Below are 19,912 nucleotides of genomic sequence, written 5' to 3'. Positions count from 1 at the left end.
TTGCAGAGAGGCACCTGCAATAGTTTTCATGTCGGTTCGTTGATTTTTTTCGGGGAATCTATGAACCTTTTTGAAAAGATGGCAATCATCACAGCAACACTCTTCATTATTTTGGCGTTTCTTATATACAGACTGCACCACCCTTTATGAAACAATAAAAAACCGCTTAAATGCGGTTTTTACAGCATGGTAAATCCAGCATATTCCGGTTCTCCCCCCCCCTACACACAACAATTATGTTTCAACCATCTTGCTCCGCAGAGCAATGCGCAATAATTCAATTGTCCAAATCCAGAGACATGTCCCCACAATTTCAGATACAATTTCATCCAGCGGTAATTGTGCGAGATTTGGAGATAACCCCAGTACAGGAAGTGCTATACCATGACAAATAATGGCAAACAGAATACCGAACACGATCCCCTGACACATGGTCACTCTTGGGAAAATCTCGGCAATGATGCAATAGATGATGGCTGCCACAATTGAAAAAATGATATGTATTGCATTCCCCCCCCAATAAACCATCTGTTCAGAATAGCTGTAAACCAGTTTATGCCAGTCAATCCCAAAATCATTTAGCATTTGCACTGGAGGAGCTATTCTGTCTGGCGTACGTGGAGGAAGAATGGCCTCAGTGCCTGACTTAACAAAAGCAGAAATAACTCCAGTTATTACTCCTGAAAAAACCGCCACACCGTAATACCTTTTATCCCGAGGGGTCACTTTTAATAAATCCACAACCATCCCATACCTCAACAGATATAAATGACATATTTCAGACCATAACCCGCAAAATTTCTCACGTTCATGAACTGCACCAAAAAATCTGATGTCGCGGTGCCGGGTGCCTCCCGGTGCGCCTTTAGCTGGTCATACTGTGACGCGCGGGCATTTTCATTGATAAGGATTAGATCGTTCATGTTCATGACCATTTCCGCCCATCCGCTCAGGTGGATTCACTGCGACGAGGTCACTCTATAACCCGCAATAAAATTCAGTAAATACCCGTCTGGTTACATTATGTGTATCCAGAAATATCTTTCTGCAATATCTCTCAGGATGTATAACTCAGAAACGACAAAACCCGCTCAATGGCGGGTTCTTTTTGTGTTCATGTCTGTTATTCGCCTCGCGATACAGCTTTGCGAAGCATAGCGAAATTAAAGCAGTTTATACGTAAAAAAGCAATACTTTTTTAGCTATAACAAAATTCATCATGCATTGGCCGATATAGCATATATTCAGCAACCTTCAGCCAGTGCGCGATACGTTTCTCACATGTGCTAAAACACCATTCCGGATTAACGTCCTGCAATCGCTCAGCCATTTTGCGCTTACTCATTCCCCGCCCTTCGTAACGCTGGTGAATCAACTTTTTCAGCGCCGGATACTCAGCTAATACAGTACCAATCACGCGGTCAATCAACATGGCCTCGGAATCAGTACAATGCGCCAGCCAGCTTTTTTGTTTCCCGTTCATCATTTCACGAAGAAAGGCCTCCAGCTCTGGCTTGCTTGTTCCTGATTTTTTCAGACGGCGTAAAGCCTCATTGATGGCTGTTTTTGTCAGTTTTCTGGAGGCCAGCAACTGGTTAAACATATTGCCGGGTTTACCGCTGCCGATGTATGACCATCGCCCCCACATACGGAGTTTTCCCTGAATCCACACGCTTTCCAGTGTATTCAGTCGAAAATATTCGCCCGGTTTTCCGGTACTGGTTGGATAAATCATTTCGGTACCACCTTTCTCATGCGTACAAGTTTAATCACTGTCAGTACGATCGCCCTGTTCATCAGACACCGGCGCTCTTCCCTGTTCAGCTTATTCCCGTTATCGATTTCGTGATGACACTCCGGGCAAAGCGCAGCGGTCGCGCAGTCGTCAGTTTTAAGCCCCATGCCTTTTAATTCGTTCCGGTGTGCCACCTGCGTTCCCCATGTTCCACAAAGAACACAGCGCTCGATCTGCCCGACGGCGGCGAGCCACTTTTTGCTGCGATAAATAGCCATGCTCACCCCCATATCCGGTTTTGCCACTGGCGATTTATACGCGGTGGTTTATTGCCTTCAGGCAGCCGGGCGCTGACAGTCCAGGTAATGAAGTCAGAGTTCAGGCTCTTTTCTGTCCTTACGCCCCGCTTCTGATAATCCGATATCAGCGTGTCGGCCTGCTCGGTTGTGCAGTCATGATGATGGAACCAGGAGTATTTCATCGCCATCACCCCGCAAAACTCATGAGCTGGGCGGCGGCGTTCTCGGCCTCGCGCTGAGTACGGAATGTACGTGATAAAATCCACCGCCAGAGCACATCAAGCGCGGATTTATACAACTGCTGAAATTCGACCTCATCCATGCTGGAAAAAGCGATGCTGCGGGGATGTTTGCGAAGGGTGCCGTCCGGTAGCTGGATGGCGTCATAGTGACCAGCCTCAACCGTCACCCATGCGCGGTAGGCATCGAATGATTTACACAGGCTAATCCCGTTTGTTACCCGGCGGTTTGCAATCTGTTCCAGATACTGTTCAGCCGCATCCAGTAATGCGCTTTCATTCCCGCCATATGCAGCGAGAAACTTTGCATAACCGTTTACCAGTTTGCGCTCATTGGCAGAAATGGCGCCGCCGGTGGGTTCCCAGTATTCAAACCCGAGATTAAGCAACGCGAAAAAGCGGCGATGGAATGCAGGATTCCTCACCTGACGGAACTCAGCCACCAGCACGGCGCCGAGTTTGATTTTTGATTGCAGAATATCACTGGTCTCCGGCGTAGCGGGGATCAGAATTCCAGATGACTGCTTGATGAGTTGTAATTCGTGCGCCATGGTGTTCTCCGTGGCGCAGCAGGTGCAGGTTGTTCAGGCCTACATTTGAAGTGTATCAAAGCAACGGGTAATTCGATAGCCTGCCTTTTCTAACATTTGCGTAAATAATGTTGGAGTTCCAACTATGTCATCAGGGTGAAGGGGAACAAAAGATATCTCGTCACCACGACGATACATCAGAGCGCGTCCGCTATCCGGAATACTACCGAACCTTGCCACTACACAATGATCGTAACAACGTATAACCGCATACCCTGATTCTGGTAAGTCTTCTAACATGTAACCCCCGTCACACTGACTTTATTTCTGGAAACGTCTGCGACTCCACGATGCTTAATATGCATAAAACCAGTCGTCAGCGCTTTCCCACGTTTCCTGCAGAATGCTCTGTATACGTTTTTTATCGCCATCAGCAGCACCGACGATACTCAGACCATCCTGACTGCCTCGACGGATGGTTAAGTTGCAGTTTTCATACTGATTCTGGAGACGGGTAATTAATTCTTTTTCAAGCGCAGGAACGGCACCTTCCGGAAGCTGTTTTGTCCGGCTGATAACAAGTTCAATTCTCATAATTCCCTCTACATTTAACTACTGTATATAAACACAGTATACCTGTTAGAAAGAATATTCAAGAGGTGAATAGCACTTTTTGCAAAAGCTAGCATGTTGTTTCATATCAGATTTTAGGCGAAAAACCCGCCGAAGCGGGTTATGACGCAACACTTCATGCCGGAGTTTTCCGGTCCGTCTTGTTGTGAACCTCCCAGAGACTAATGCCACAACTGAACACAAACTCAGCCAGATAATTTAAGCCGGACCATTCCCGGATGCCGCCGCGCGCCGCTTCCACAAATACAGCGATATCCTGATCACGCCACACTCCAAACAGGCGCCAGCCGCCACTGTCAGTCTTAACGGCTGCTATACGCGTCAGAACACCAGTCTGGTACAGGTCAGTGAACGCAGGTTTCTTCCTGGTTATTATTCGCATATCTACAAACCTAAGAAATGTTGATTACAAATCACTGATTCGTATTTTTTGATTTTTCACTAATGCCGATCACAGGACCGGCATGTAGATACGGGACATTAGCTCTGCTCTGGTTCTGGTGCTGCTGGCAGCGGCATCCAGTGCGTAACCAAGATATGCTCAATGCAGTTCATCTGATTGCCGCCTCGCATGTCAAAAAATAGTCCAGAATGCTCATCAAAATATGAAACATAACGATATCCCAACTTGTTATGAACAATTACTTCTTGCTCGTCTTCTGGCATCCGCTCACTACAGCTTATCCAACCATCCGGAATTACCGGCGCTGACTGCTCTTTAATATGCAGTCGTGGCTCACCGTCTTTCGGTTCAGGCCATTCGCGCTTCTTGTTCACCGCCAGCTTTTCCACCATCGCCAGGGCAATCTGCTCGTCAGTAATACCAGCGCGGCGTTGTGCATCCCATAACAGGAATTGCATATCAGCCCATTCGCTGAGGTCGCTAGGTTCTGCGGCAGTTTCCAATGCCTCTTTCGAGAGGTGCTTCAGTGGACCGATGGGGCCAACATCGCCGAATGTGGCATCAGACCATTCAGCATGTTCACGGCGAATACGTTCGCGTTCTGGTACTGGTTGCGAGACTGTGTATAACGGGATAACGCGATACATATCAGCATCCTTACTGACAGGTTCAACTGTGAACATTTCGCAAAAACCGAATGTACGTAAATCCCGCAGTTCTTCAGCGTCAGTCCACGCCACAGGTTCAGCGGTAAGCGCTGCCAGCGCACGCTTCAGCACAATAAGAATTTTGGCGTCGTCATCGTTCAGGCCAAATGGAATATCGTCGCGAGTGTTTTCAAATTCAGCGATGGTCTGCTGTAGCCATTCTTTGGTAATAGTGGTCATCTCAATACATCCTCCACACTGATTAACCCCTTACGGCTCAAATAGTCCATTGCGGCACCGTATAACTTGCTGTTCGGCTTGGCGTTTCTGAGTGAGTGGGCCAGACGCTTAATCCACATCGTGAATTCTTCCACTTGCTTTTCTGCTTCTTCCAGTTGCTCCCGCGCATCCCGCATATCATCACGCAGCGCCAGCGCTACGGCCTCTGTTGCGTCTTTTTCCCGCTGGAGTTGAATATTCTCGTCAAGCAGCGCCAGCATGGTGGCGGGGTTGGCTGCGGCGATAAATTCCGCGTCACGTTTCTCAACAGTATGGGCCAACGTCACTTCTTCACCGCAAAGAGAAAATGGCGTTACCGTGATGCCATTGAACAGTGATGAGGTGCGGCGCCAAGTCCCCGGCGTAGCCTTTTCCGCCACTTCACGCAGCGCACGTTTGTCGATTGTCATGCTGCACCTCCAAAAATCCATTGGTTACCTGCGTGCGCCTGGAATTTGCAGGACGTATCAGGCATAACCAACTCATGAACCACTTCGCCTGTTTCAACAAAGTAGTAGTTGCTGTCTGTAACGTTGTTGATGAAGAATGCCTCACGCTCGCGCCATGACATCTCACCGAGAATACGCTGCACCTTTTTGGTGATTGGTCGGTAATCAGGTTCTATGCCAGCCAGTTTTGCCGCCGCGTAGTTGTGGTGGCCATCCATCAGGATGGTGTATTGCTGCCCACGCAGAACTATCGGGTAAACAGATACGATAAAACGCTTAAATCTTGCCGCTCTGTCGTTTACCTTTGCCTTGTCGAGGTAGCGCTGACTGCTGATAAGCGGACCTTTGATGTTGCTCATTGGGCTACCCCCTTGTTGATGCTCATTTTGGATGCTCCATAAACCTGCATTACCTGGCTTTTCTCCAGTGCCGGTAGCGCTGAAAATCCGGTTGTCTTGTTGCAGCTATAACGCTTCAGGTCATAATCAATTACTGCCCGCTGGTCACGAAAAACGCCGCACCGCCCGTGGCGGATGAAACCTCCGCGCACTAACGCGATCTGCAGATATTTCTCCGCCGTGGTTCGGTGCACGCCGAAAATCGCAACGACGTCGTTCGTCGTGATGCGCCCCTGCTCTTTCACCAGACCGATAATCCGCTCAAGAATAATCATCCGTTCGCTGTGTGTTTTAGGTCGGGCCATTTTTAACCCCTTATTTCACAATCCGGAGGTGGCTAACGTTTTTCCGGTAGCTTCCCCAGTCAAAATTCACCCACATCCCTCCGTCCATCTGGAGGCGATCGATAACCCTCGCGCCCAGTGAATCCAACAGCCCCTCGTGGTTAAGATTCGTCAGAACGCCAACAGGTCGCATCGATGAGAGACGGCGATCGATAACCTGATTGAGAATGACCTTCTCACCACTGCTCCCGCGCTGAATACCGACTTCATCCAGTACCAGCAGGTCAACTTTGCAAAGGTCATCAAGCAGGGACGCTTCTGATTGCCCACCGTCGTAGCACTCACGAACCCTGAGCATCAGGTCAGGAATGGTTACCACCAGAACGCTATGACCGCCGGCCAGCAGATGATTTCCGATTGCCGCCGCAAGATGGTTTTTCCCGGTTCCCGGACCACCGCTGAACACAAAGCTCGCAAATCCGCTACCGAAGTTCTGGGCATAACTTTTTGCCATCGTGTACGCTTTTCGCTGCCCCTCCCCGCTTACTTCGTAGTTGGCAAACGTACAACTACGATGAAGATCCTGAATGCCAGATCGTCCGAAAATCTTCTCGGTGCGGGATTTCTGATTCATCCTGTCAAGCTCTTCACTGCGTTTACGCCCTTCGGCTTCCTGCCATGCCCGCCACTCATCAGCAGTCGAGAATTTCGGCTGCACACTGGCTGGGATAATTCTTTTCAGGCGATCAAGCGCACTGCCAGTACCGATTACGTTTTTCATCGTTACCCCCTGAATCCGGTAGGGATCGAATTATCAGGTTGAGATATTTCGTTTACGTCACGACGCTTTTTGCTCGCAGTTTCCTCAGGAACAAGTAGCCCCCTCCACTCATTTTCCATGGTCAGTTTCACCACGAACTCAGGGCTATGCCCCTGCGTCCTGTATGCTGTGAGTTTATTAATCGAGCCGTTGGCCCCTTGCAGGGTTTTAATTGGCTTACCAAGTTGTTTGCGATAACCCACCCACTCCGCCCAAAGAGTCGGGGATAGCCATTCCGGTAATTCAATCGAAAGCGGATTAAAATTATTTCTATCTCCCCCCGTGGGGGATTTAGGGGGATCTTTTAATTCTTTTAGATCTTTATTCTTATTCTTATCTTTATTAGTTGAGTTTCCGTTAGCATTCCGCTCTAACGAACTTTCAACGAGCGTTGAACACACGTTGCTTTCTCGTGCAACTTTCATTGTTTTATTGGCTTTTCTCTTTGCTACTGAGGCCTTTCCTGCGGCAGAACGTTGTTCCAGCTTCGCATGAACAGATGCCAAATCCTGTTCAATACGTTCATGTATCCATTCTTCACCATTGTCGATAAAAAACTCACTTAACGACTCTTCAACGGAAATCCAACGCTCGTTATCAAGTCGTGCAATTTTTGCTAAACGACTTTTCGGAATAGCTCTCCCCGTTTGCCAGTAGTTAAACATCAACAGCAAATAAGCCCCATGCTCCTCTGTAGACAGATGCATGGTATCTGCCAGATAATCAGCTATGTACAATTGCATGTAAGGTAAAGCAGCCATAAAATACCTACAGACCATGGAGTTAAAATGAACAAATTCATAGCAACACCGCACAGACCTGAAATTTCTGTCAGATACGATGAGCATGACAATTCGCTTACAATTTCTATCAATCACTGCCCTGGTGTTAATTCGGAAGAATTGAATATCTGCCGAGAAATTGAGATGCACGTAGGGGAAGTTCCTCGCCTGATCGACGCCCTCACTAAGGCATACGAATGCGCTACTGGAGAGAAGCCTTAAGCCACATGGTGAACTTTGCATAGATACCCCTGAATTTAATACGTTGGAGAGTTCGTCTTTTCTGCGTATTTAAAGACAATATCAACGCACTGAAAGACGCATTTCTGGCAGATAGAAACGCCAGCCACTTCAACATTCGTCTTTCCGCAAAAAGAGCATTTGTGGGTTGGCTGGATGTTTACCTCGATACTGGTTACTGACATAATTTCCCCGCAATGAATTCGCAATGAATTGCACCTGAAAGCCGTTGGTGACCCCTCACCGCGGCTTTCGCCTTTTTGGTTGCTGCCATTTTCAATCCCACCCCAGCGCATCCGGCCTGGCTCGTTCAGCCTTTAGCCCGGCATCAGCGAGAATCTCTACAGCTGTGAGATAGTTTCTGGATACCAGTACCGCCTCCGGTGGCGCGGCCTGAATCCCAAGAAAAGCCAGCTCTTTCGCCATGTTGCAGAAATATCCCTCAGCTTTACGCCTGCTGACTGTCGACTCGCTGATGCCCATATGCTCGGCGTATGATTTCTGCCCTACTGATGCAAGCCGGTTGAGCAGAACACTCTCTATCTCAATCGGGTTGATTTCTGGTGGGTCTAACTTTCGTGCAATTGCGTTCTCCATGGGTAAATATCCTCTATGGTTATTTGGCTGATGCCTCTTGGCTTGGTAAGCCATCGGTTGGGTTTGGGTAGAGATCAGGACGCAGTTCGTGTGGGGTGACTTTCCAGTCAATAGCTCTTGCCACTCGAACTACAAGTTCGCCGGGAACTTTGTTTTTAAACCAGCCGTTAACGGTCTGAGCACGGCGACCAAGTCGGCGTCCCAACTCAGCCTGGCTACACACGGAAAGGATCTTGCGTTGAACAGTTACTTTCATTGGTCGGTCTCATTGAGTGAAGATACAACCAATTATTCAAATTTAATCGATACTGTCAAATTATTTCGATAGCCATACCTACAGAAAAAATCTGTATAATGAAACCATGTAATTGTGCGAGAACGAAAAATGAACTTTGGAGAGCGTTTACAAAGAGTGCTTAATGAGACTGGGATCACCCAATCTGAGTTAGGTCGTAGAGTCGGCGCTACCTCTCAATCAGTTAATGGTTGGTGTCAGTCCGGCATTCTTCCCCGAAAAGATATCTTAGAGTTGTTACCTAAGGCCACGGGTAAGCCGTTGTATTGGTTCTTCATGGAGGATGATGAGGAATCGGATGTGCCTGAACGTCTAACACAAGGTGGTCCAACAGATCTCAATGACCGACAAAAGCGGCTCTTAGAAATATTTGATCAGCTACCGACTGTTGAACAAGACCGTTTTATTGAGCTTGCAGGCACCAGACTTCAAGAACTAGACGATTTCATGGCTGAATACCAAAGACGCAGAAAAATAGAGCCTCCTTCTCGCTAAACCAGCTTTAAAACTACTAACCGCCTTAACTGGCGGTTTTTTTATGTCATTAATTCACCCACATCTCGCTTTCTTAATCTTCCCTGTAAAATTAATCATCAAATTTAATTGACATATATCGATTGAATCGATAATACTTAACCTATCAAACGCAGCAACGAGTCATCAAGGCAGGACGCCCACGAAGTAGCCGCCCGGGGCATACGAAGACCGGGATGAGATGGCAAGGTTAACGCGCAGCAGGTGTAAAACGTTCCGCTGGCCGGCGATAAGGCAAACGAGGGTGAGAATGATTGATTTCGCACGTAAACCAGCTCGACAGCAGGCTGTCCCGCTCAACCGGATTGAGGTTTTAATCCGCCGCCTCTGCTACCTGCTGGCACAAAAAGGAGATCCGGATGCTTAAACAATGCGGTTACTGCCGCAAATCCATTGATGAAGGCAAAGAAGTAAAAAACACCCTTCTCTATCTCAACGGCTTGCAACTGGCGCGCAAAGAAAAGGAATATTGTTCCAGGCAGTGCGCTGAATACGACCAGATGGCGCACGAAAGTTAAATAGTAGTTCCGAAATATGAAATGAAAAATTCGCCATTAATTTGGCGTGGCTTCCTACACCCTGAATTTAAGACTGGAGAACTTATGGAAATCTTAAAAATCGAAATGAACCTGAAAGCAGTTAATAAGAGCATTGCTTTATTCAATTGCGAAAAGAGAGTCTCAGGCGTTATTCACTCAAATTCAACTGGCGAAACCACTGTGATTCTCGACGGTGGATATGTACTCGGAAAGTTCGACTGTCCTCATTGTGCTGTAGAAGCCATTTCGCTGCTCACAGTCAAGGTAAGTGATGGAGAACAAGCAGGGTTTGGTAATTACCGAAGTTACAAGCTTGATTACACAGAAAAATTTTATCAGACCATCCATTAAGAAAACGCCCACCGAAGCGGGCGTGCCCTGTCCGGTCCAACCGACCAAAGCGAACCGGACCTAACAACCAGATATATCGGGGTGCTGTTAAGGCACCTCCATTCTACACGAATTGAGGACAAAACAATGAGTGGAACTAATCCTGTATTTTTAGTCCGCAAAGCAAAGAAATCATCAGGCCAGAAAGACGCTGTACTCTGGTGCAGTGATGATTTTGAAGCGGCAAATGCAACACTGGATTATCTTCTGATTAAATCCGGTGCGAAGCTGAAAGATTATTTCAAAGCTGTCGCTACTAATTTCCCTGTCGTTAACGAGCTGCCGCCGGAAGGCGAACTGAGCCTCACTTTCTGCGATTACTATCAGCTCGCTAAAGACAATATGACCTGGACGCAAATCCCCGGCGTCACCCTGCCATCATCTGAAGCCGCCGCCGCGGCGCGCCAGCATATCGTCGATGGTGTTGATACCGAAACAGGCGAAGTGCTGGAAGACCACACCGAAAATTTTGGTAACGAAAGCAACAGCCCTGCCCAGGCAACAGCCCCAGCCCCCGAGCTAACGGTTGTCGCAACTATGCCCCTCCGTCACCGCGTTCTTGCTCAGTACATTGGTGAAGGTGAGTATCTTTATCACGTCGATGCCTCCCAGAAAAAAGAAATTCTGCGTCTCGAAATGGACACCGATAATTCGTATGTCCAGAACCTGCTGCTTGCCGCCGAGAATGTTGAAGCGTTCAAGAAAGCTATCGAGCACGATATTCACAAAGCAGTGAATGCGTATAAACAGGTATTTCCTGTCGATGGAAAAGTGCCTGAGTTATGCACCACTATTAAGTTTTTTAAGGAATGGTTCAGTGCTGAACACATTAACCGCGGCCTGCTGGTTAAGGAATGGGCTGAACGCCTGAAGAATAAACCAGCACCCGTTAAAAAATCCGAGCCACATAAAGTAATTGTCGCCGACGTAAATAAGCCAGAACGTCCACGCCGTAGCGAAAAACCGACACACAGAACGATTAACTATGAGCTCGCTTGTGGTTTCTGTGAGGAGCTGGATCTGAATAACCTGCGTCCTGCAATGGATTTTGCAAAACGTATCATCGCCGAAGACCGGGAAGACTGGAAGCGAATGTCGATGACAGTGGGCATTATCCCCGACATCAAAGGCTACGACCGACAGACCATTATTGACCTGGTACGCAAGGCACCAAAGGCCGTACATAACGGTAATCCTGATCTTCGCCGGACGTGGTGCGAAAGCTTTCTTGCCGTTCATGGTGTTCGCGATCCGGACTGGTACGAATATGCGCCTGATAACCCCCCAACAACCCATGAAGAAAATGCAGCAAGGCTTCGTCAGGCGGGTAAATGTCTGCGGGATATTGAGGCAGGGAGATTTCAGTGTGATGAAGAAAAACCACAATCGGCAGGCGAACTGGCAGATGAACCAGCAACGCCTGAAGCAGTGGAACAGGACACAACTGAACATCATCCGGACCCGCAGCCGCTGGAGAATGAGCCACCTGTAAGCCAGACAGAAGCAGGCTACCAGAAAATACGGGCAGAACTGTACGAAGCACGTAAAAACATTCCACCCAAAAGCCCGGTTGATGTTGGTAAACAACTGGCAGCCGCACGCGGTGAATACGTCGAGGGCATCAGCGACCCGAACGACCCAAAATGGGTGAAAACCGAGACAAGCCAGCCGACCACCGAACCTGAACTGGTTAAAAATGTTGGCAACGGTATTTTCGACGTGTCCGCTTTAATGCAGAACTCATCAACTCATGGCACAGAAACGAATCCGGAGATCACCAGCAATGTGCAGGTTCAAGAAGCTGACAGTGATGAAAAACAGGCTGGTGATGCGGTGCAGGCAGGCGAAGGCGATCTGGGTACTGGTAAAGAAGCAGTTACCGTAGAGAACCAGAATCAGGCTGAGACGCACCAGAACAACGATTCTGTGAGCCAATCTGAACCTGAGGCGCAACAAAACGTACCGGAATCGCAACAAGAAGAGCCAGAAGCAGCCTGGCCGGAATACTTCGAGCCGGGCCGCTATGAAGGTGTACCAAACGAGGTTTACCACGCCGCCAACGGGATCAGCTCAACTCAGGTGAAAGATGCTCGCGTGTCGCTGATGTACTTTAACGCGCGTCACGTAGAGAAGACTATCGTCAAAGAGCGCTCTCCAGTGCTTGATATGGGCAACCTGGTACATGCTCTGGCTCTACAGCCGGAAAACCTCGAAGCGGAGTTCAGCGTAGAGCCGGAGATCCCTGAGGGTGCTTTCACCACCACCGCCACCCTGCGCGAGTTCATCGACGCGCACAACGCCAGCCTGCCAGCGCTGCTGAGTGCTGATGATATCAAAGCGCTGCTGGAAGAGTACAACGCCACCCTGCCGTCGCAGATGCCGCTTGGAGCTTCGGTAGATGAAACCTATGCATCGTATGAGCAGCTTCCCGAAGAATTCCAGCGCATTGAAAACGGCACCAAACATACAGCCACGGCGATGAAAGCCTGCATCAAAGAGTACAACGCCACCCTGCCCGCGCCGGTTAAAACCAGCGGCAGCCGTGACGCGCTGCTGGAGCAACTGGCAATAATCAACCCTGACCTGGTCGCTCAGGAAGCGCAAAAATCGTCGCCGTTGAAAGTCTCTGGCACGAAGGCCGATCTGATTCAGGCCGTGAAATCAGTCAACCCGGCAGCGGTATTCGCCGACGAATTGCTGGATGCGTGGCGGGAGAACACCGAAGGGAAAGTGCTGGTCACCCGCCAACAGCTCAGCACCGCGCTGAACATTCAGAAAGCCCTGCTGGAGCACCCGACCGCCGGCAAATTGCTGACTCACCCAAGCCGCGCTGTCGAGGTTAGCTATTTTGGGATTGATGAGGAAACCGGGTTGGAAGTTCGGGTACGCCCTGACCTTGAGCTCGATATGGGCGGCCTGCGCATTGGCGCCGACCTGAAAACTATCAGCATGTGGAACATCAAGCAGGAAGGCCTGCGTGCGAAGTTGCACCGGGAAATCGTCGATCGGGACTATCACCTGAGCGCGGCCATGTACTGCGAAACTGCGGCGCTGGACCAGTTTTTCTGGATTTTCGTCAACAAAGACGAGAACTACCACTGGGTCGCCATCATTGAGGCGTCTACCGAGTTGCTGGAACTTGGCATGCTGGAATACCGCAAAACAATGCGAGCGATAGCAAACGGCTTCGACACTGGTGAATGGCCAGCGCCTATCACAGAAGACTACACCGACGAACTGAACGATTTTGATGTGCGCCGCCTTGAAGCGTTGCGCGTACAGGCATAAGGGGAAAATCATGGAAAACACAAATATTGTTACCACTGAGCAGCAGGCACCAAACACCATTTCTGCCAGTAACGCAATTTTTAACGTTCAGGCACTGGGTCAGTTAACAGCTTTCGCTAACCTGATGGCAGACTCACAGGTGACGGTACCGGCACACCTTGCAGGGAAACCAGCCGACTGTATGGCTATCGTCATGCAGGCTATGCAATGGGGCATGAACCCTTACGCTGTGGCGCAGAAAACACACCTGGTTAACGGTGTTCTTGGTTACGAGGCACAACTGGTCAACGCAGTAATCGCAAGCTCCAGTGCCATTCATGGCCGTTTTCATTACCGCTATGGGGGTGACTGGGAGCGCTGCACCAGGACACAGGAAATCACACGCGATAAAAACGGTAAAAATGGGAAGTACACCGTCACTGAGCGCGTTCGTGGCTGGACAGATGAGGACGAGATCGGCCTGTTCGTTCAGGTTGGTGCCATTCTGCGAGGTGAATCTGAAATCACCTGGGGAGAACCTCTTTACCTCTCCGGCGTTGTTACCCGCAATTCTCCGCTATGGGTTTCAAACCCTAAACAGCAAATTGCCTATCTGGGCGTTAAATATTGGGCTCGCCTGTACTGCCCGGAAGTGATCCTCGGCGTGTACAGCCCTGATGAGGTTGAGCAACGAGAAGAACGCGAGATTAACCCTGCTCCAGTCCAGCGCATGAGCGTACAGGAAATCACCAGAGAGGTTAGCACCAGGACCAGCGCGCAGGAGTCGGCAGCTAACGTTGATGCTGTTGCCGACGATCTTCGCGAACGCATTGATACAGCAAGTTCCGTTGATCAGGCAAAAGCAATCCGTGCGGATATCGAATCACAGAAAGCGTTGCTGGGTACTGCGCTGTTCACCGAATTAAAAAACAAAGCAGTGAAGCGCTATTACCAGGTCGATGCACAGAACAAAGTCGAGGCAGTGATCAACTCAATTCCAAACCCTGGCGAACCGGAAGCCGCAGAGATGTTTGCTAAAGCTGAAAGCACGCTTGGCGCTGCTAAACGTCATCTTGGCGACGAACTGCACGATAAGTACCGCGTCACCCTGGACGATATGAAACCGGAATACATCGGCTAATTGCATCGGGAGGGGTTACGCCCTCCCGCCTGAGGAGGTTTTATGCGCCTTATAAATCGCAGTAAGCAATCGCCATTGGGCCGTCGCGCATGTGATGTTGCACTGGCGGCGCATCATGAAAAGTTCGGCGATTACGGCAGACAAAAGCACGTTACCAATTACACCGTTGTAGTGGATGGCGTAAAGGTGCCTGTTGAAGTAGTTAACCGGGCCACCAGCTACGTAGCCACCGCAATGATCGGCGTCCGGAAACTTAGAAATCTGCCAGCACAGGCAAACTGAATATTAGCGATGGCCCGCTGCGGGGCCACTGGAGAAAACGATGAGCAACATTATCCAACTGACGCCAAACAAGTGGGTTAGCGAAAAAGTTCTGATTGCGGTTACCGGGCTTAAGCCCGGAACCATTACCCGCGCCAGAAAAGAATCCTGGATGCTGGGCCGCGAGTACCTGCACATTTCACCAGACGGAAATCCGAAGCCTTCGAGCGAATGCATATACAACAGAGAAGCCGTTGATCAGTGGATCGAGGCGCAGAAAAAAAATCAACCAGGTGCGAAGACAACATGAAAAGCAGTACACTCGTCAATGCTCCTGGACGTCAGGAGGGATTAATGGCTAATGCATCATACCCGACAGGCGTCGAAAACCACGGCGGTTCGCTCCGCATCTGGTTTCTGTATAAAGGTAAACGTGTCAGGGAAAACCTTGGTATCCCTGACACTGCAAAAAATCGCAAGATAGCTGGCGAACTGCGTTCTTCGGTTTGTTTTGCGATAAGGATGGGGAATTTTAACTATGTGGAAAAATTCCCAAACTCACCGAACCTTGCCCGGTTCGGTCAGGATAGAAAGGAAATTACTGTGCTGGAGCTTACCGAAAGATGGTCCGAGCTGAAGAGAATGGAGATCAGCTCTAATACCATGAGTAGGTACGAATCTATCATAAAAAACATGCTTCCACTCATCGGCGAAAACAAAATGGTTTCTGCGGTGACTACTGAGGATTTGCTGTATGTCAGGAAGGAGTTGCTGACGGGCTTTCAGGTAATGAAGAAGGATCACCGGACTCAGGTTAAAGGCCGGAAATCGTCCACAGTGAATAATTACATGATGCTGATGGCCGAGATCTTCCAGTTTGGAACAGATAACGGCTATGCAAAGGAAAACCCGTTTAGCGGAATTAACCGTCTCAAGAAAGCGAAAGGGGAACCAGATCCACTCACGACAGACGAGTTCATCAGGTTTATCCAGGCATGCGGACACCAGCAGATGAGAAATCTCTGGTCACTGGCAGTCTATACCGGAATGAGGCATGGGGAGTTGTGCGGTCTGGCCTGGGAAGATATCGATCTGCATGCCGGGACGATCATTGTGAAGCGCAACCTTACCCAGACGGATGAGTTCACCCTGCCAAAAACCGACGCAGGTACTGACAGGGTGATATATCTCATTCAACCAGCTATTGATGCCCTGAGGAATCAGGCCCAGTTGACACGCCTTGGCCGGCAGTTTGAGGTTGAAGTGAAGTTGCGGGAATATGGACAATCTGTCATTCAGCCCTGCACGTTCGTATTCAGCCCTCAATGCGTCAAACGTGGACCTCGCACAGGATATCACTACGCGGTTAATTCCATTAATAAAATTTGGGCCCCGATAATCAAGCGTGCCGGCATTCGTTACCGTAACGCGTATCAGTCACGACATACCTATGCATGCTGGTCATTATCAGCTGGTGCTAACCCAAACTTTATAGCAACGCAGATGGGGCATACCGATGCACAGATGGTTTACAAGGTGTATGGAAAGTGGATGTCAGAGAAGAGCGCAGAACAGGTTTCTCTGCTCAACCAGGCACTTTCCCGCTATGCCCCATCACTGCCCCAAAGCATGGTAGCAGCGCAGTAGAAATCCTTAAATTCAAGGGGTTAGCAGTCGCATCGCTACATTTTTATAACATGGGGCACGAAATGCGCTCGACCCTAAAGACAGCTTATGGTGTGATCGGGGTTCAATAAATCGCTAAACAAGGTATACTCCAGCGGTTTTCTTAGTTGTTTATTGTACTAAACGCTCCCGTGAGAGGACGCAACAGCGCACCTATGACACAATTCGCTTCTCCTGTTCTGCACTCGTTGCTGGATACAGATGCTTATAAGTTGCATATGCAGCAAGCCGTTTTTCACCACTACTATGATGTGCAGGTAGCGGCTGAGTTTCGTTGCCGTGGCGACGACCTGCTGGGTATTTATGCCGATGCTATTCGCGAGCAGGTGGACGCGATGCAGCACCTGCGCCTCCAGGAGGACGAGTTCCAGTGGCTCTCCGGCCTGCCCTTTTTTAAACCGGATTATCTGAACTGGTTACGCGAGTTTCGCTATAACCCAGCTCAAGTCTGTGTCACCAACGATAACGGCAAGCTGAATATTCGCTTAACCGGCCCGTGGCGTGAAGTCATTATGTGGGAAGTGCCGCTGCTGGCCGTGATCAGTGAGCTGGTTCATCACTACCGCTCGCCAAACGCGGGCGTTGATCAGGCGCTCGACGCGCTGGAAAGTAAGCTGGTTGATTTCACTGCGTTAACCGCCAATCTCGATATGTCCCGCTTCCACCTGATGGACTTCGGCACCCGCCGCCGTTTCTCTCGTGAAGTGCAGCAGGCGATAGTTAAACGTCTCCAGCAGGAGTCATGGTTCGTCGGCACCAGCAACTATGATCTCGCGCGTCGCCTGGCGCTGACGCCGATGGGCACTCAGGCGCACGAATGGTTCCAGGCGCATCAACAAATCAGTCCGGACCTGGCGACCAGCCAGCGTGCCGCGTTGGCCGCCTGGCTTAACGAATATCCGGACCAGCTTGGTATCGCATTGACAGATTGCATTACAATGGATGCGTTTTTACGCGATTTCGGCATTGAATTCGCCAGCCGTTATCAGGGGTTACGCCACGACTCAGGAGACCCTGTCGCATGGGGCGAAAAGGCGATTGCCCATTATGAAAAGCTGGGGATTGATCCGCTGACAAAAACGCTGGTCTTTTCAGATAACCTTGATCTGCAAAAGGCGGTCGAGCTCTATCGCCATTTCGCCTCTCGCGTGCAGTTAAGCTTCGGCATCGGTACCCGCCTGACCTGCGATATCCCTCAGGTAAAACCGCTCAATATTGTGATTAAACTCGTGGAATGTAACGGAAAGCCGGTGGCTAAACTTTCCGACAGCCCCGGTAAAACGATCTGTCATGATAAAGCGTTTGTGCGCGCGCTGCGTAAAGCCTTTGATCTCCCGCAGATCCGCAAAGCCAGTTAATTCTTTCCAGGGAGCCTGCCTGGGCTCCTTTTTCAGGTTTATTTCCGAAATCTTTCACTTCAGCTGCGATTTCTGCTTGTCTGATTGCAGATGCCAGGTAACATAGGAATACCCCCATTTCGGGTGGACAAGTGTTTATTTTTTCCGACTATTAACAGAGAGAATATTATGAGCGTTGTGCCTGTAGCCGACGTACTCCAGGGCCGCGTAGCCGTTGACCAAGAAGTCACCGTGCGCGGATGGGTGCGTACCCGCCGAGATTCAAAAGCTGGCATCTCCTTCCTCGCCGTTTATGACGGCTCCTGCTTTGATCCTGTACAGGCTGTCATTAATAATTCTCTGCCCAATTATAATGAAGAAGTATTACACCTGACGACAGGCTGCTCCGTAGTAGTAACAGGTAAGGTTGTCGCGTCGCCGGGACAGGGGCAAAGTTTCGAAATCCAGGCTACGAAAGTAGAGGTCGCAGGCTGGGTGGAAGATCCGGATACCTACCCGATGGCGGCAAAACGCCATAGCATTGAGTATCTGCGTGAGGTCGCGCATCTGCGCCCGCGCACCAACCTGATTGGCGCGGTAGCGCGCGTCCGCCATACTCTGGCGCAGGCGCTGCATCGCTTCTTCGATGAGCAGGGTTTCTTTTGGGTCTCTACCCCGCTGATTACCGCTTCCGATACCGAAGGCGCTGGCGAAATGTTCCGCGTCTCAACGTTGGATCTGGAAAACCTGCCGCGTAACGACCAGGGCAGAGTAGATTTTGACAAAGACTTTTTTGGCAAAGAATCATTCCTGACCGTCTCCGGCCAGCTCAACGGTGAAACGTATGCCTGTGCGCTGTCCAAAATCTATACTTTTGGGCCGACCTTCCGCGCGGAAAATTCCAACACCAGCCGCCACCTGGCGGAGTTCTGGATGCTGGAGCCGGAAGTGGCGTTCGCCGATCTGGAAGACAACGCCCGTCTGGCGGAAGCCATGCTGAAATATGTCTTCAAGGCGGTTCTGGAAGAGCGTGCGGATGATATGAAGTTCTTTGCCGAACGCGTGGATAAAGACGCTATCGCTCGTCTGGAGCGTTTTGTCTCTACCGACTTCGCTCAGGTGGATTACACCGATGCGGTCGCCATTCTGGAACGCTGTGGTAAGACATTTGAAAACCCGGTGTTCTGGGGCGTCGACCTCTCTTCCGAACACGAACGTTATCTGGCGGAAGAGCATTTCAAAGCGCCGGTAGTGGTGAAAAACTATCCGAAGGAAATTAAAGCATTTTACATGCGCCTTAACGAAGATGGCAAAACCGTGGCGGCCATGGATGTGCTGGCGCCGGGAATCGGCGAAATCATCGGTGGTTCCCAGCGTGAAGAGCGTCTGGATGTGCTGGATGCCCGTATGGCCGAAATGGGGCTGAATAAAGAGGATTACTGGTGGTATCGCGACTTGCGTCGCTACGGTACTGTACCGCATTCCGGCTTTGGCCTGGGCTTTGAACGCCTTATCGCTTACGTCACGGGTGTGCAAAACGTGCGCGATGTTATTCCGTTCCCACGGACCCCACGCAACGCCAGCTTCTGATTTTTACGTCACACTCAAGGCCAGCTATGCTGGCCTTTTTTTTCGCCTGAATGTCAGTTTTATTATCAATAAGTAAATAAATTTAATTACAACCCTCTGAATTACCACATCTTGTTACTGTATATTTCACGAAAATATTTACACATAAAAATTAATCCTTAATTTTATTGCGGATTAGATTTTTCTGTTCTAATAGCACAATTTTTCACCATAATTTCAGACATCAAGACTTCTAAATGGCTATTTTTATGAAATGGCTCGTCTGCTGCTTTTTCAGGCACAACGGTTCTACAAGCCAATAATTACAATAAAATCATAGTGATAAAAGAAAAACGATCAAATCAAAGCGAGAACTCAGGGGAAGTTTGACGTTGTTCACAAAGTTCCGCGAAAATAACATTTGTTTACATATTTTTTCCTTTTGAAACTAAATCTTTATATTTGTAGCACTTTCACGGTAGCGAAACGTTAGTTTGAATGGAAAGATGCCTGTCAGACACATAAAGACACCAAACTCTCATCAATATTTCTGTAAAG

Annotated in this window: 24 protein-coding genes and 1 pseudogene; 11 read left to right on the top strand and 14 right to left on the bottom strand. The window is 49.4% G+C overall.

From position 1 onward, the window contains the following. Positions 1 to 234 precede the first annotated feature (234 nt). The 14 genes from NA624_RS08205 to NA624_RS08140 form a co-directional block, all read right to left on the bottom strand. Entirely contained in the window at positions 235 to 741 is a 507-nt protein-coding gene (locus NA624_RS08205) for a YagU family protein (protein WP_370693459.1), read from the bottom strand. Positions 742 to 1,198: 457 nt separating this feature from the next. Then, positions 1,199 to 1,735 (bottom strand): DUF1133 family protein, encoded by a 537-nt coding sequence (locus tag NA624_RS08200; protein ID WP_000640172.1) that lies wholly within the window; start codon positions 1,733 to 1,735, stop codon positions 1,199 to 1,201. Next, positions 1,732 to 2,013, bottom strand: a complete 282-nt coding sequence (locus tag NA624_RS08195; protein ID WP_001029458.1) for a hypothetical protein — start codon at positions 2,011 to 2,013, stop codon at positions 1,732 to 1,734. The genes NA624_RS08200 and NA624_RS08195 overlap by 4 nt, the downstream gene beginning before the upstream one ends. Before the next feature lie 2 nt (positions 2,014 to 2,015). Beyond that, a complete protein-coding gene (locus NA624_RS08190; RefSeq protein ID WP_001549620.1) occupies positions 2,016 to 2,222 on the bottom strand; it encodes a hypothetical protein in 207 nt (68 codons plus the stop codon). Next, positions 2,222 to 2,824 (bottom strand): DUF1367 family protein, encoded by a 603-nt coding sequence (locus NA624_RS08185; RefSeq protein ID WP_000929790.1) that lies wholly within the window; start codon positions 2,822 to 2,824, stop codon positions 2,222 to 2,224. Before NA624_RS08185 ends, NA624_RS08190 begins: the two co-directional genes overlap by 1 nt. A 333-nt stretch (positions 2,825 to 3,157) precedes the next feature. Further along, a complete protein-coding gene (locus tag NA624_RS08180; protein WP_001217670.1) occupies positions 3,158 to 3,397 on the bottom strand; it encodes a DinI family protein in 240 nt (79 codons plus the stop codon). 519 nt (positions 3,398 to 3,916) lie between these two features. Then, positions 3,917 to 4,726, bottom strand: coding sequence for a dATP/dGTP pyrophosphohydrolase domain-containing protein (locus NA624_RS08175; protein WP_000208070.1), 810 nt, complete (start codon positions 4,724 to 4,726; stop codon positions 3,917 to 3,919). Next, positions 4,723 to 5,175 (bottom strand): ead/Ea22-like family protein, encoded by a 453-nt coding sequence (locus NA624_RS08170; RefSeq protein ID WP_000151011.1) that lies wholly within the window; start codon positions 5,173 to 5,175, stop codon positions 4,723 to 4,725. Before NA624_RS08170 ends, NA624_RS08175 begins: the two co-directional genes overlap by 4 nt. Next, a complete protein-coding gene (locus tag NA624_RS08165) occupies positions 5,172 to 5,573 on the bottom strand; it encodes a ParB/RepB/Spo0J family partition protein (protein ID WP_000065341.1) in 402 nt (133 codons plus the stop codon). Before NA624_RS08165 ends, NA624_RS08170 begins: the two co-directional genes overlap by 4 nt. Next, positions 5,570 to 5,917: a DUF977 family protein gene (locus tag NA624_RS08160; protein WP_000113621.1), complete on the bottom strand. Its 348-nt coding sequence runs from the start codon at positions 5,915 to 5,917 to the stop codon at positions 5,570 to 5,572. The genes NA624_RS08165 and NA624_RS08160 overlap by 4 nt, the downstream gene beginning before the upstream one ends. Before the next feature lie 10 nt (positions 5,918 to 5,927). Beyond that, positions 5,928 to 6,677: an ATP-binding protein gene (locus NA624_RS08155; protein WP_000800012.1), complete on the bottom strand. Its 750-nt coding sequence runs from the start codon at positions 6,675 to 6,677 to the stop codon at positions 5,928 to 5,930. A gap of 2 nt (positions 6,678 to 6,679) precedes the next feature. Beyond that, complete coding sequence (locus NA624_RS08150; RefSeq protein ID WP_049793561.1) at positions 6,680 to 7,477, bottom strand: YdaU family protein; 798 nt, start codon at positions 7,475 to 7,477, stop codon at positions 6,680 to 6,682. Positions 7,478 to 8,014: 537 nt separating this feature from the next. Continuing rightward, positions 8,015 to 8,389: a CII family transcriptional regulator gene (locus NA624_RS08145; RefSeq protein ID WP_001574095.1), complete on the bottom strand. Its 375-nt coding sequence runs from the start codon at positions 8,387 to 8,389 to the stop codon at positions 8,015 to 8,017. Further along, a complete protein-coding gene (locus NA624_RS08140) occupies positions 8,355 to 8,591 on the bottom strand; it encodes a transcriptional regulator (protein ID WP_000869364.1) in 237 nt (78 codons plus the stop codon). The genes NA624_RS08145 and NA624_RS08140 overlap by 35 nt, the downstream gene beginning before the upstream one ends. 129 nt (positions 8,592 to 8,720) lie before the next feature. On the opposite strand from NA624_RS08140, the gene NA624_RS08135 reads away from it, so the two are divergent. From NA624_RS08135 to asnS, 11 genes and pseudogenes are all read left to right on the top strand, one after another. Next, positions 8,721 to 9,125, top strand: a complete 405-nt coding sequence (locus NA624_RS08135; protein WP_001009038.1) for a transcriptional regulator — start codon at positions 8,721 to 8,723, stop codon at positions 9,123 to 9,125. A 241-nt stretch (positions 9,126 to 9,366) separates the two neighbouring features. Then, positions 9,367 to 9,531: pseudogene (locus NA624_RS08130) on the top strand (hypothetical protein); the annotation flags it as partial. Beyond that, positions 9,524 to 9,682 (top strand): YdaE family protein, encoded by a 159-nt coding sequence (locus tag NA624_RS08125; RefSeq protein WP_000917561.1) that lies wholly within the window; start codon positions 9,524 to 9,526, stop codon positions 9,680 to 9,682. The pseudogene NA624_RS08130 and the gene NA624_RS08125, both read left to right, overlap by 8 nt. A 21-nt stretch (positions 9,683 to 9,703) precedes the next feature. Beyond that, positions 9,704 to 10,054 carry a hypothetical protein gene (locus NA624_RS08120; RefSeq protein WP_023261969.1) on the top strand — a complete coding sequence of 117 codons (351 nt, stop codon included), beginning with the start codon at positions 9,704 to 9,706 and terminating at the stop codon, positions 10,052 to 10,054. 126 nt (positions 10,055 to 10,180) lie between these two features. Then, complete coding sequence (locus NA624_RS08115; protein ID WP_000017119.1) at positions 10,181 to 13,381, top strand: RecE family exodeoxyribonuclease; 3,201 nt, start codon at positions 10,181 to 10,183, stop codon at positions 13,379 to 13,381. Beyond that, a complete protein-coding gene (locus NA624_RS08110) occupies positions 13,344 to 14,501 on the top strand; it encodes a RecT family recombinase (protein WP_077906562.1) in 1,158 nt (385 codons plus the stop codon). Before NA624_RS08115 ends, NA624_RS08110 begins: the two co-directional genes overlap by 38 nt. Before the next feature lie 42 nt (positions 14,502 to 14,543). Further along, positions 14,544 to 14,783 carry a DUF4060 family protein gene (locus NA624_RS08105; protein ID WP_001237031.1) on the top strand — a complete coding sequence of 80 codons (240 nt, stop codon included), beginning with the start codon at positions 14,544 to 14,546 and terminating at the stop codon, positions 14,781 to 14,783. 40 nt (positions 14,784 to 14,823) lie between these two features. Further along, a complete protein-coding gene (gene xis / locus NA624_RS08100; RefSeq protein WP_000065276.1) occupies positions 14,824 to 15,072 on the top strand; it encodes an excisionase Xis in 249 nt (82 codons plus the stop codon). Between the two features lie 44 nt (positions 15,073 to 15,116). Further along, the gene (gene int, locus NA624_RS08095) at positions 15,117 to 16,409 is read left to right on the top strand and encodes a FimB-specific integrase Int (RefSeq protein ID WP_001262307.1); all 1,293 of its coding nucleotides are present in this window, start codon (positions 15,117 to 15,119) and stop codon (positions 16,407 to 16,409) included. A 194-nt stretch (positions 16,410 to 16,603) separates the two neighbouring features. Continuing rightward, positions 16,604 to 17,806, top strand: coding sequence for a nicotinate phosphoribosyltransferase (gene pncB / locus NA624_RS08090; RefSeq protein ID WP_000191405.1), 1,203 nt, complete (start codon positions 16,604 to 16,606; stop codon positions 17,804 to 17,806). Between the two features lie 168 nt (positions 17,807 to 17,974). Beyond that, on the top strand, positions 17,975 to 19,375 hold the full coding sequence (asnS, locus tag NA624_RS08085) for an asparagine--tRNA ligase (RefSeq protein ID WP_000117867.1): 1,401 nt from the start codon (positions 17,975 to 17,977) through the stop codon (positions 19,373 to 19,375). The last annotated feature ends 537 nt before the right edge of the window (positions 19,376 to 19,912 follow it).

Origin of the sequence: Salmonella sp. NW38 (genome assembly GCF_051807745.1) — a bacterium.
Taxonomy (GTDB): domain Bacteria; phylum Pseudomonadota; class Gammaproteobacteria; order Enterobacterales; family Enterobacteriaceae; genus Salmonella; species Salmonella enterica.
The sequence above is the reverse complement of the archived record's forward strand: the minus strand, read 5'-3'. Positions and strand labels throughout refer to the sequence as shown.

Excerpts from the sequence above, each read along its gene's own strand:
- NA624_RS08160 (WP_000113621.1), bottom strand. The coding sequence starts at position 5,917 with ATGGCCCGACCTAAAACACACAGCGAACGGATGATTATTCTTGAGCGG.
- NA624_RS08195 (WP_001029458.1), bottom strand. The coding sequence starts at position 2,013 with ATGGCTATTTATCGCAGCAAAAAGTGGCTCGCCGCCGTCGGGCAGATC.
- NA624_RS08105 (WP_001237031.1), top strand. The coding sequence starts at position 14,544 with ATGCGCCTTATAAATCGCAGTAAGCAATCGCCATTGGGCCGTCGCGCA.
- NA624_RS08135 (WP_001009038.1), top strand. The coding sequence starts at position 8,721 with ATGAACTTTGGAGAGCGTTTACAAAGAGTGCTTAATGAGACTGGGATC.
- NA624_RS08180 (WP_001217670.1), bottom strand. The coding sequence starts at position 3,397 with ATGAGAATTGAACTTGTTATCAGCCGGACAAAACAGCTTCCGGAAGGT.
- pncB (WP_000191405.1), top strand. The coding sequence starts at position 16,604 with ATGACACAATTCGCTTCTCCTGTTCTGCACTCGTTGCTGGATACAGAT.
- NA624_RS08175 (WP_000208070.1), bottom strand. The coding sequence starts at position 4,726 with ATGACCACTATTACCAAAGAATGGCTACAGCAGACCATCGCTGAATTT.
- NA624_RS08110 (WP_077906562.1), top strand. The coding sequence starts at position 13,344 with ATGTGCGCCGCCTTGAAGCGTTGCGCGTACAGGCATAAGGGGAAAATC.
- asnS (WP_000117867.1), top strand. The coding sequence starts at position 17,975 with ATGAGCGTTGTGCCTGTAGCCGACGTACTCCAGGGCCGCGTAGCCGTT.
- NA624_RS08145 (WP_001574095.1), bottom strand. The coding sequence starts at position 8,389 with ATGGCTTACCAAGCCAAGAGGCATCAGCCAAATAACCATAGAGGATAT.
- int (WP_001262307.1), top strand. The coding sequence starts at position 15,117 with ATGGCTAATGCATCATACCCGACAGGCGTCGAAAACCACGGCGGTTCG.
- xis (WP_000065276.1), top strand. The coding sequence starts at position 14,824 with ATGAGCAACATTATCCAACTGACGCCAAACAAGTGGGTTAGCGAAAAA.
- NA624_RS08170 (WP_000151011.1), bottom strand. The coding sequence starts at position 5,175 with ATGACAATCGACAAACGTGCGCTGCGTGAAGTGGCGGAAAAGGCTACG.
- NA624_RS08125 (WP_000917561.1), top strand. The coding sequence starts at position 9,524 with ATGCTTAAACAATGCGGTTACTGCCGCAAATCCATTGATGAAGGCAAA.
- NA624_RS08115 (WP_000017119.1), top strand. The coding sequence starts at position 10,181 with ATGAGTGGAACTAATCCTGTATTTTTAGTCCGCAAAGCAAAGAAATCA.
- NA624_RS08190 (WP_001549620.1), bottom strand. The coding sequence starts at position 2,222 with ATGGCGATGAAATACTCCTGGTTCCATCATCATGACTGCACAACCGAG.
- NA624_RS08165 (WP_000065341.1), bottom strand. The coding sequence starts at position 5,573 with ATGAGCAACATCAAAGGTCCGCTTATCAGCAGTCAGCGCTACCTCGAC.
- NA624_RS08150 (WP_049793561.1), bottom strand. The coding sequence starts at position 7,477 with ATGGCTGCTTTACCTTACATGCAATTGTACATAGCTGATTATCTGGCA.
- NA624_RS08120 (WP_023261969.1), top strand. The coding sequence starts at position 9,704 with ATGAAAAATTCGCCATTAATTTGGCGTGGCTTCCTACACCCTGAATTT.
- NA624_RS08200 (WP_000640172.1), bottom strand. The coding sequence starts at position 1,735 with ATGATTTATCCAACCAGTACCGGAAAACCGGGCGAATATTTTCGACTG.
- NA624_RS08185 (WP_000929790.1), bottom strand. The coding sequence starts at position 2,824 with ATGGCGCACGAATTACAACTCATCAAGCAGTCATCTGGAATTCTGATC.
- NA624_RS08140 (WP_000869364.1), bottom strand. The coding sequence starts at position 8,591 with ATGAAAGTAACTGTTCAACGCAAGATCCTTTCCGTGTGTAGCCAGGCT.
- NA624_RS08155 (WP_000800012.1), bottom strand. The coding sequence starts at position 6,677 with ATGAAAAACGTAATCGGTACTGGCAGTGCGCTTGATCGCCTGAAAAGA.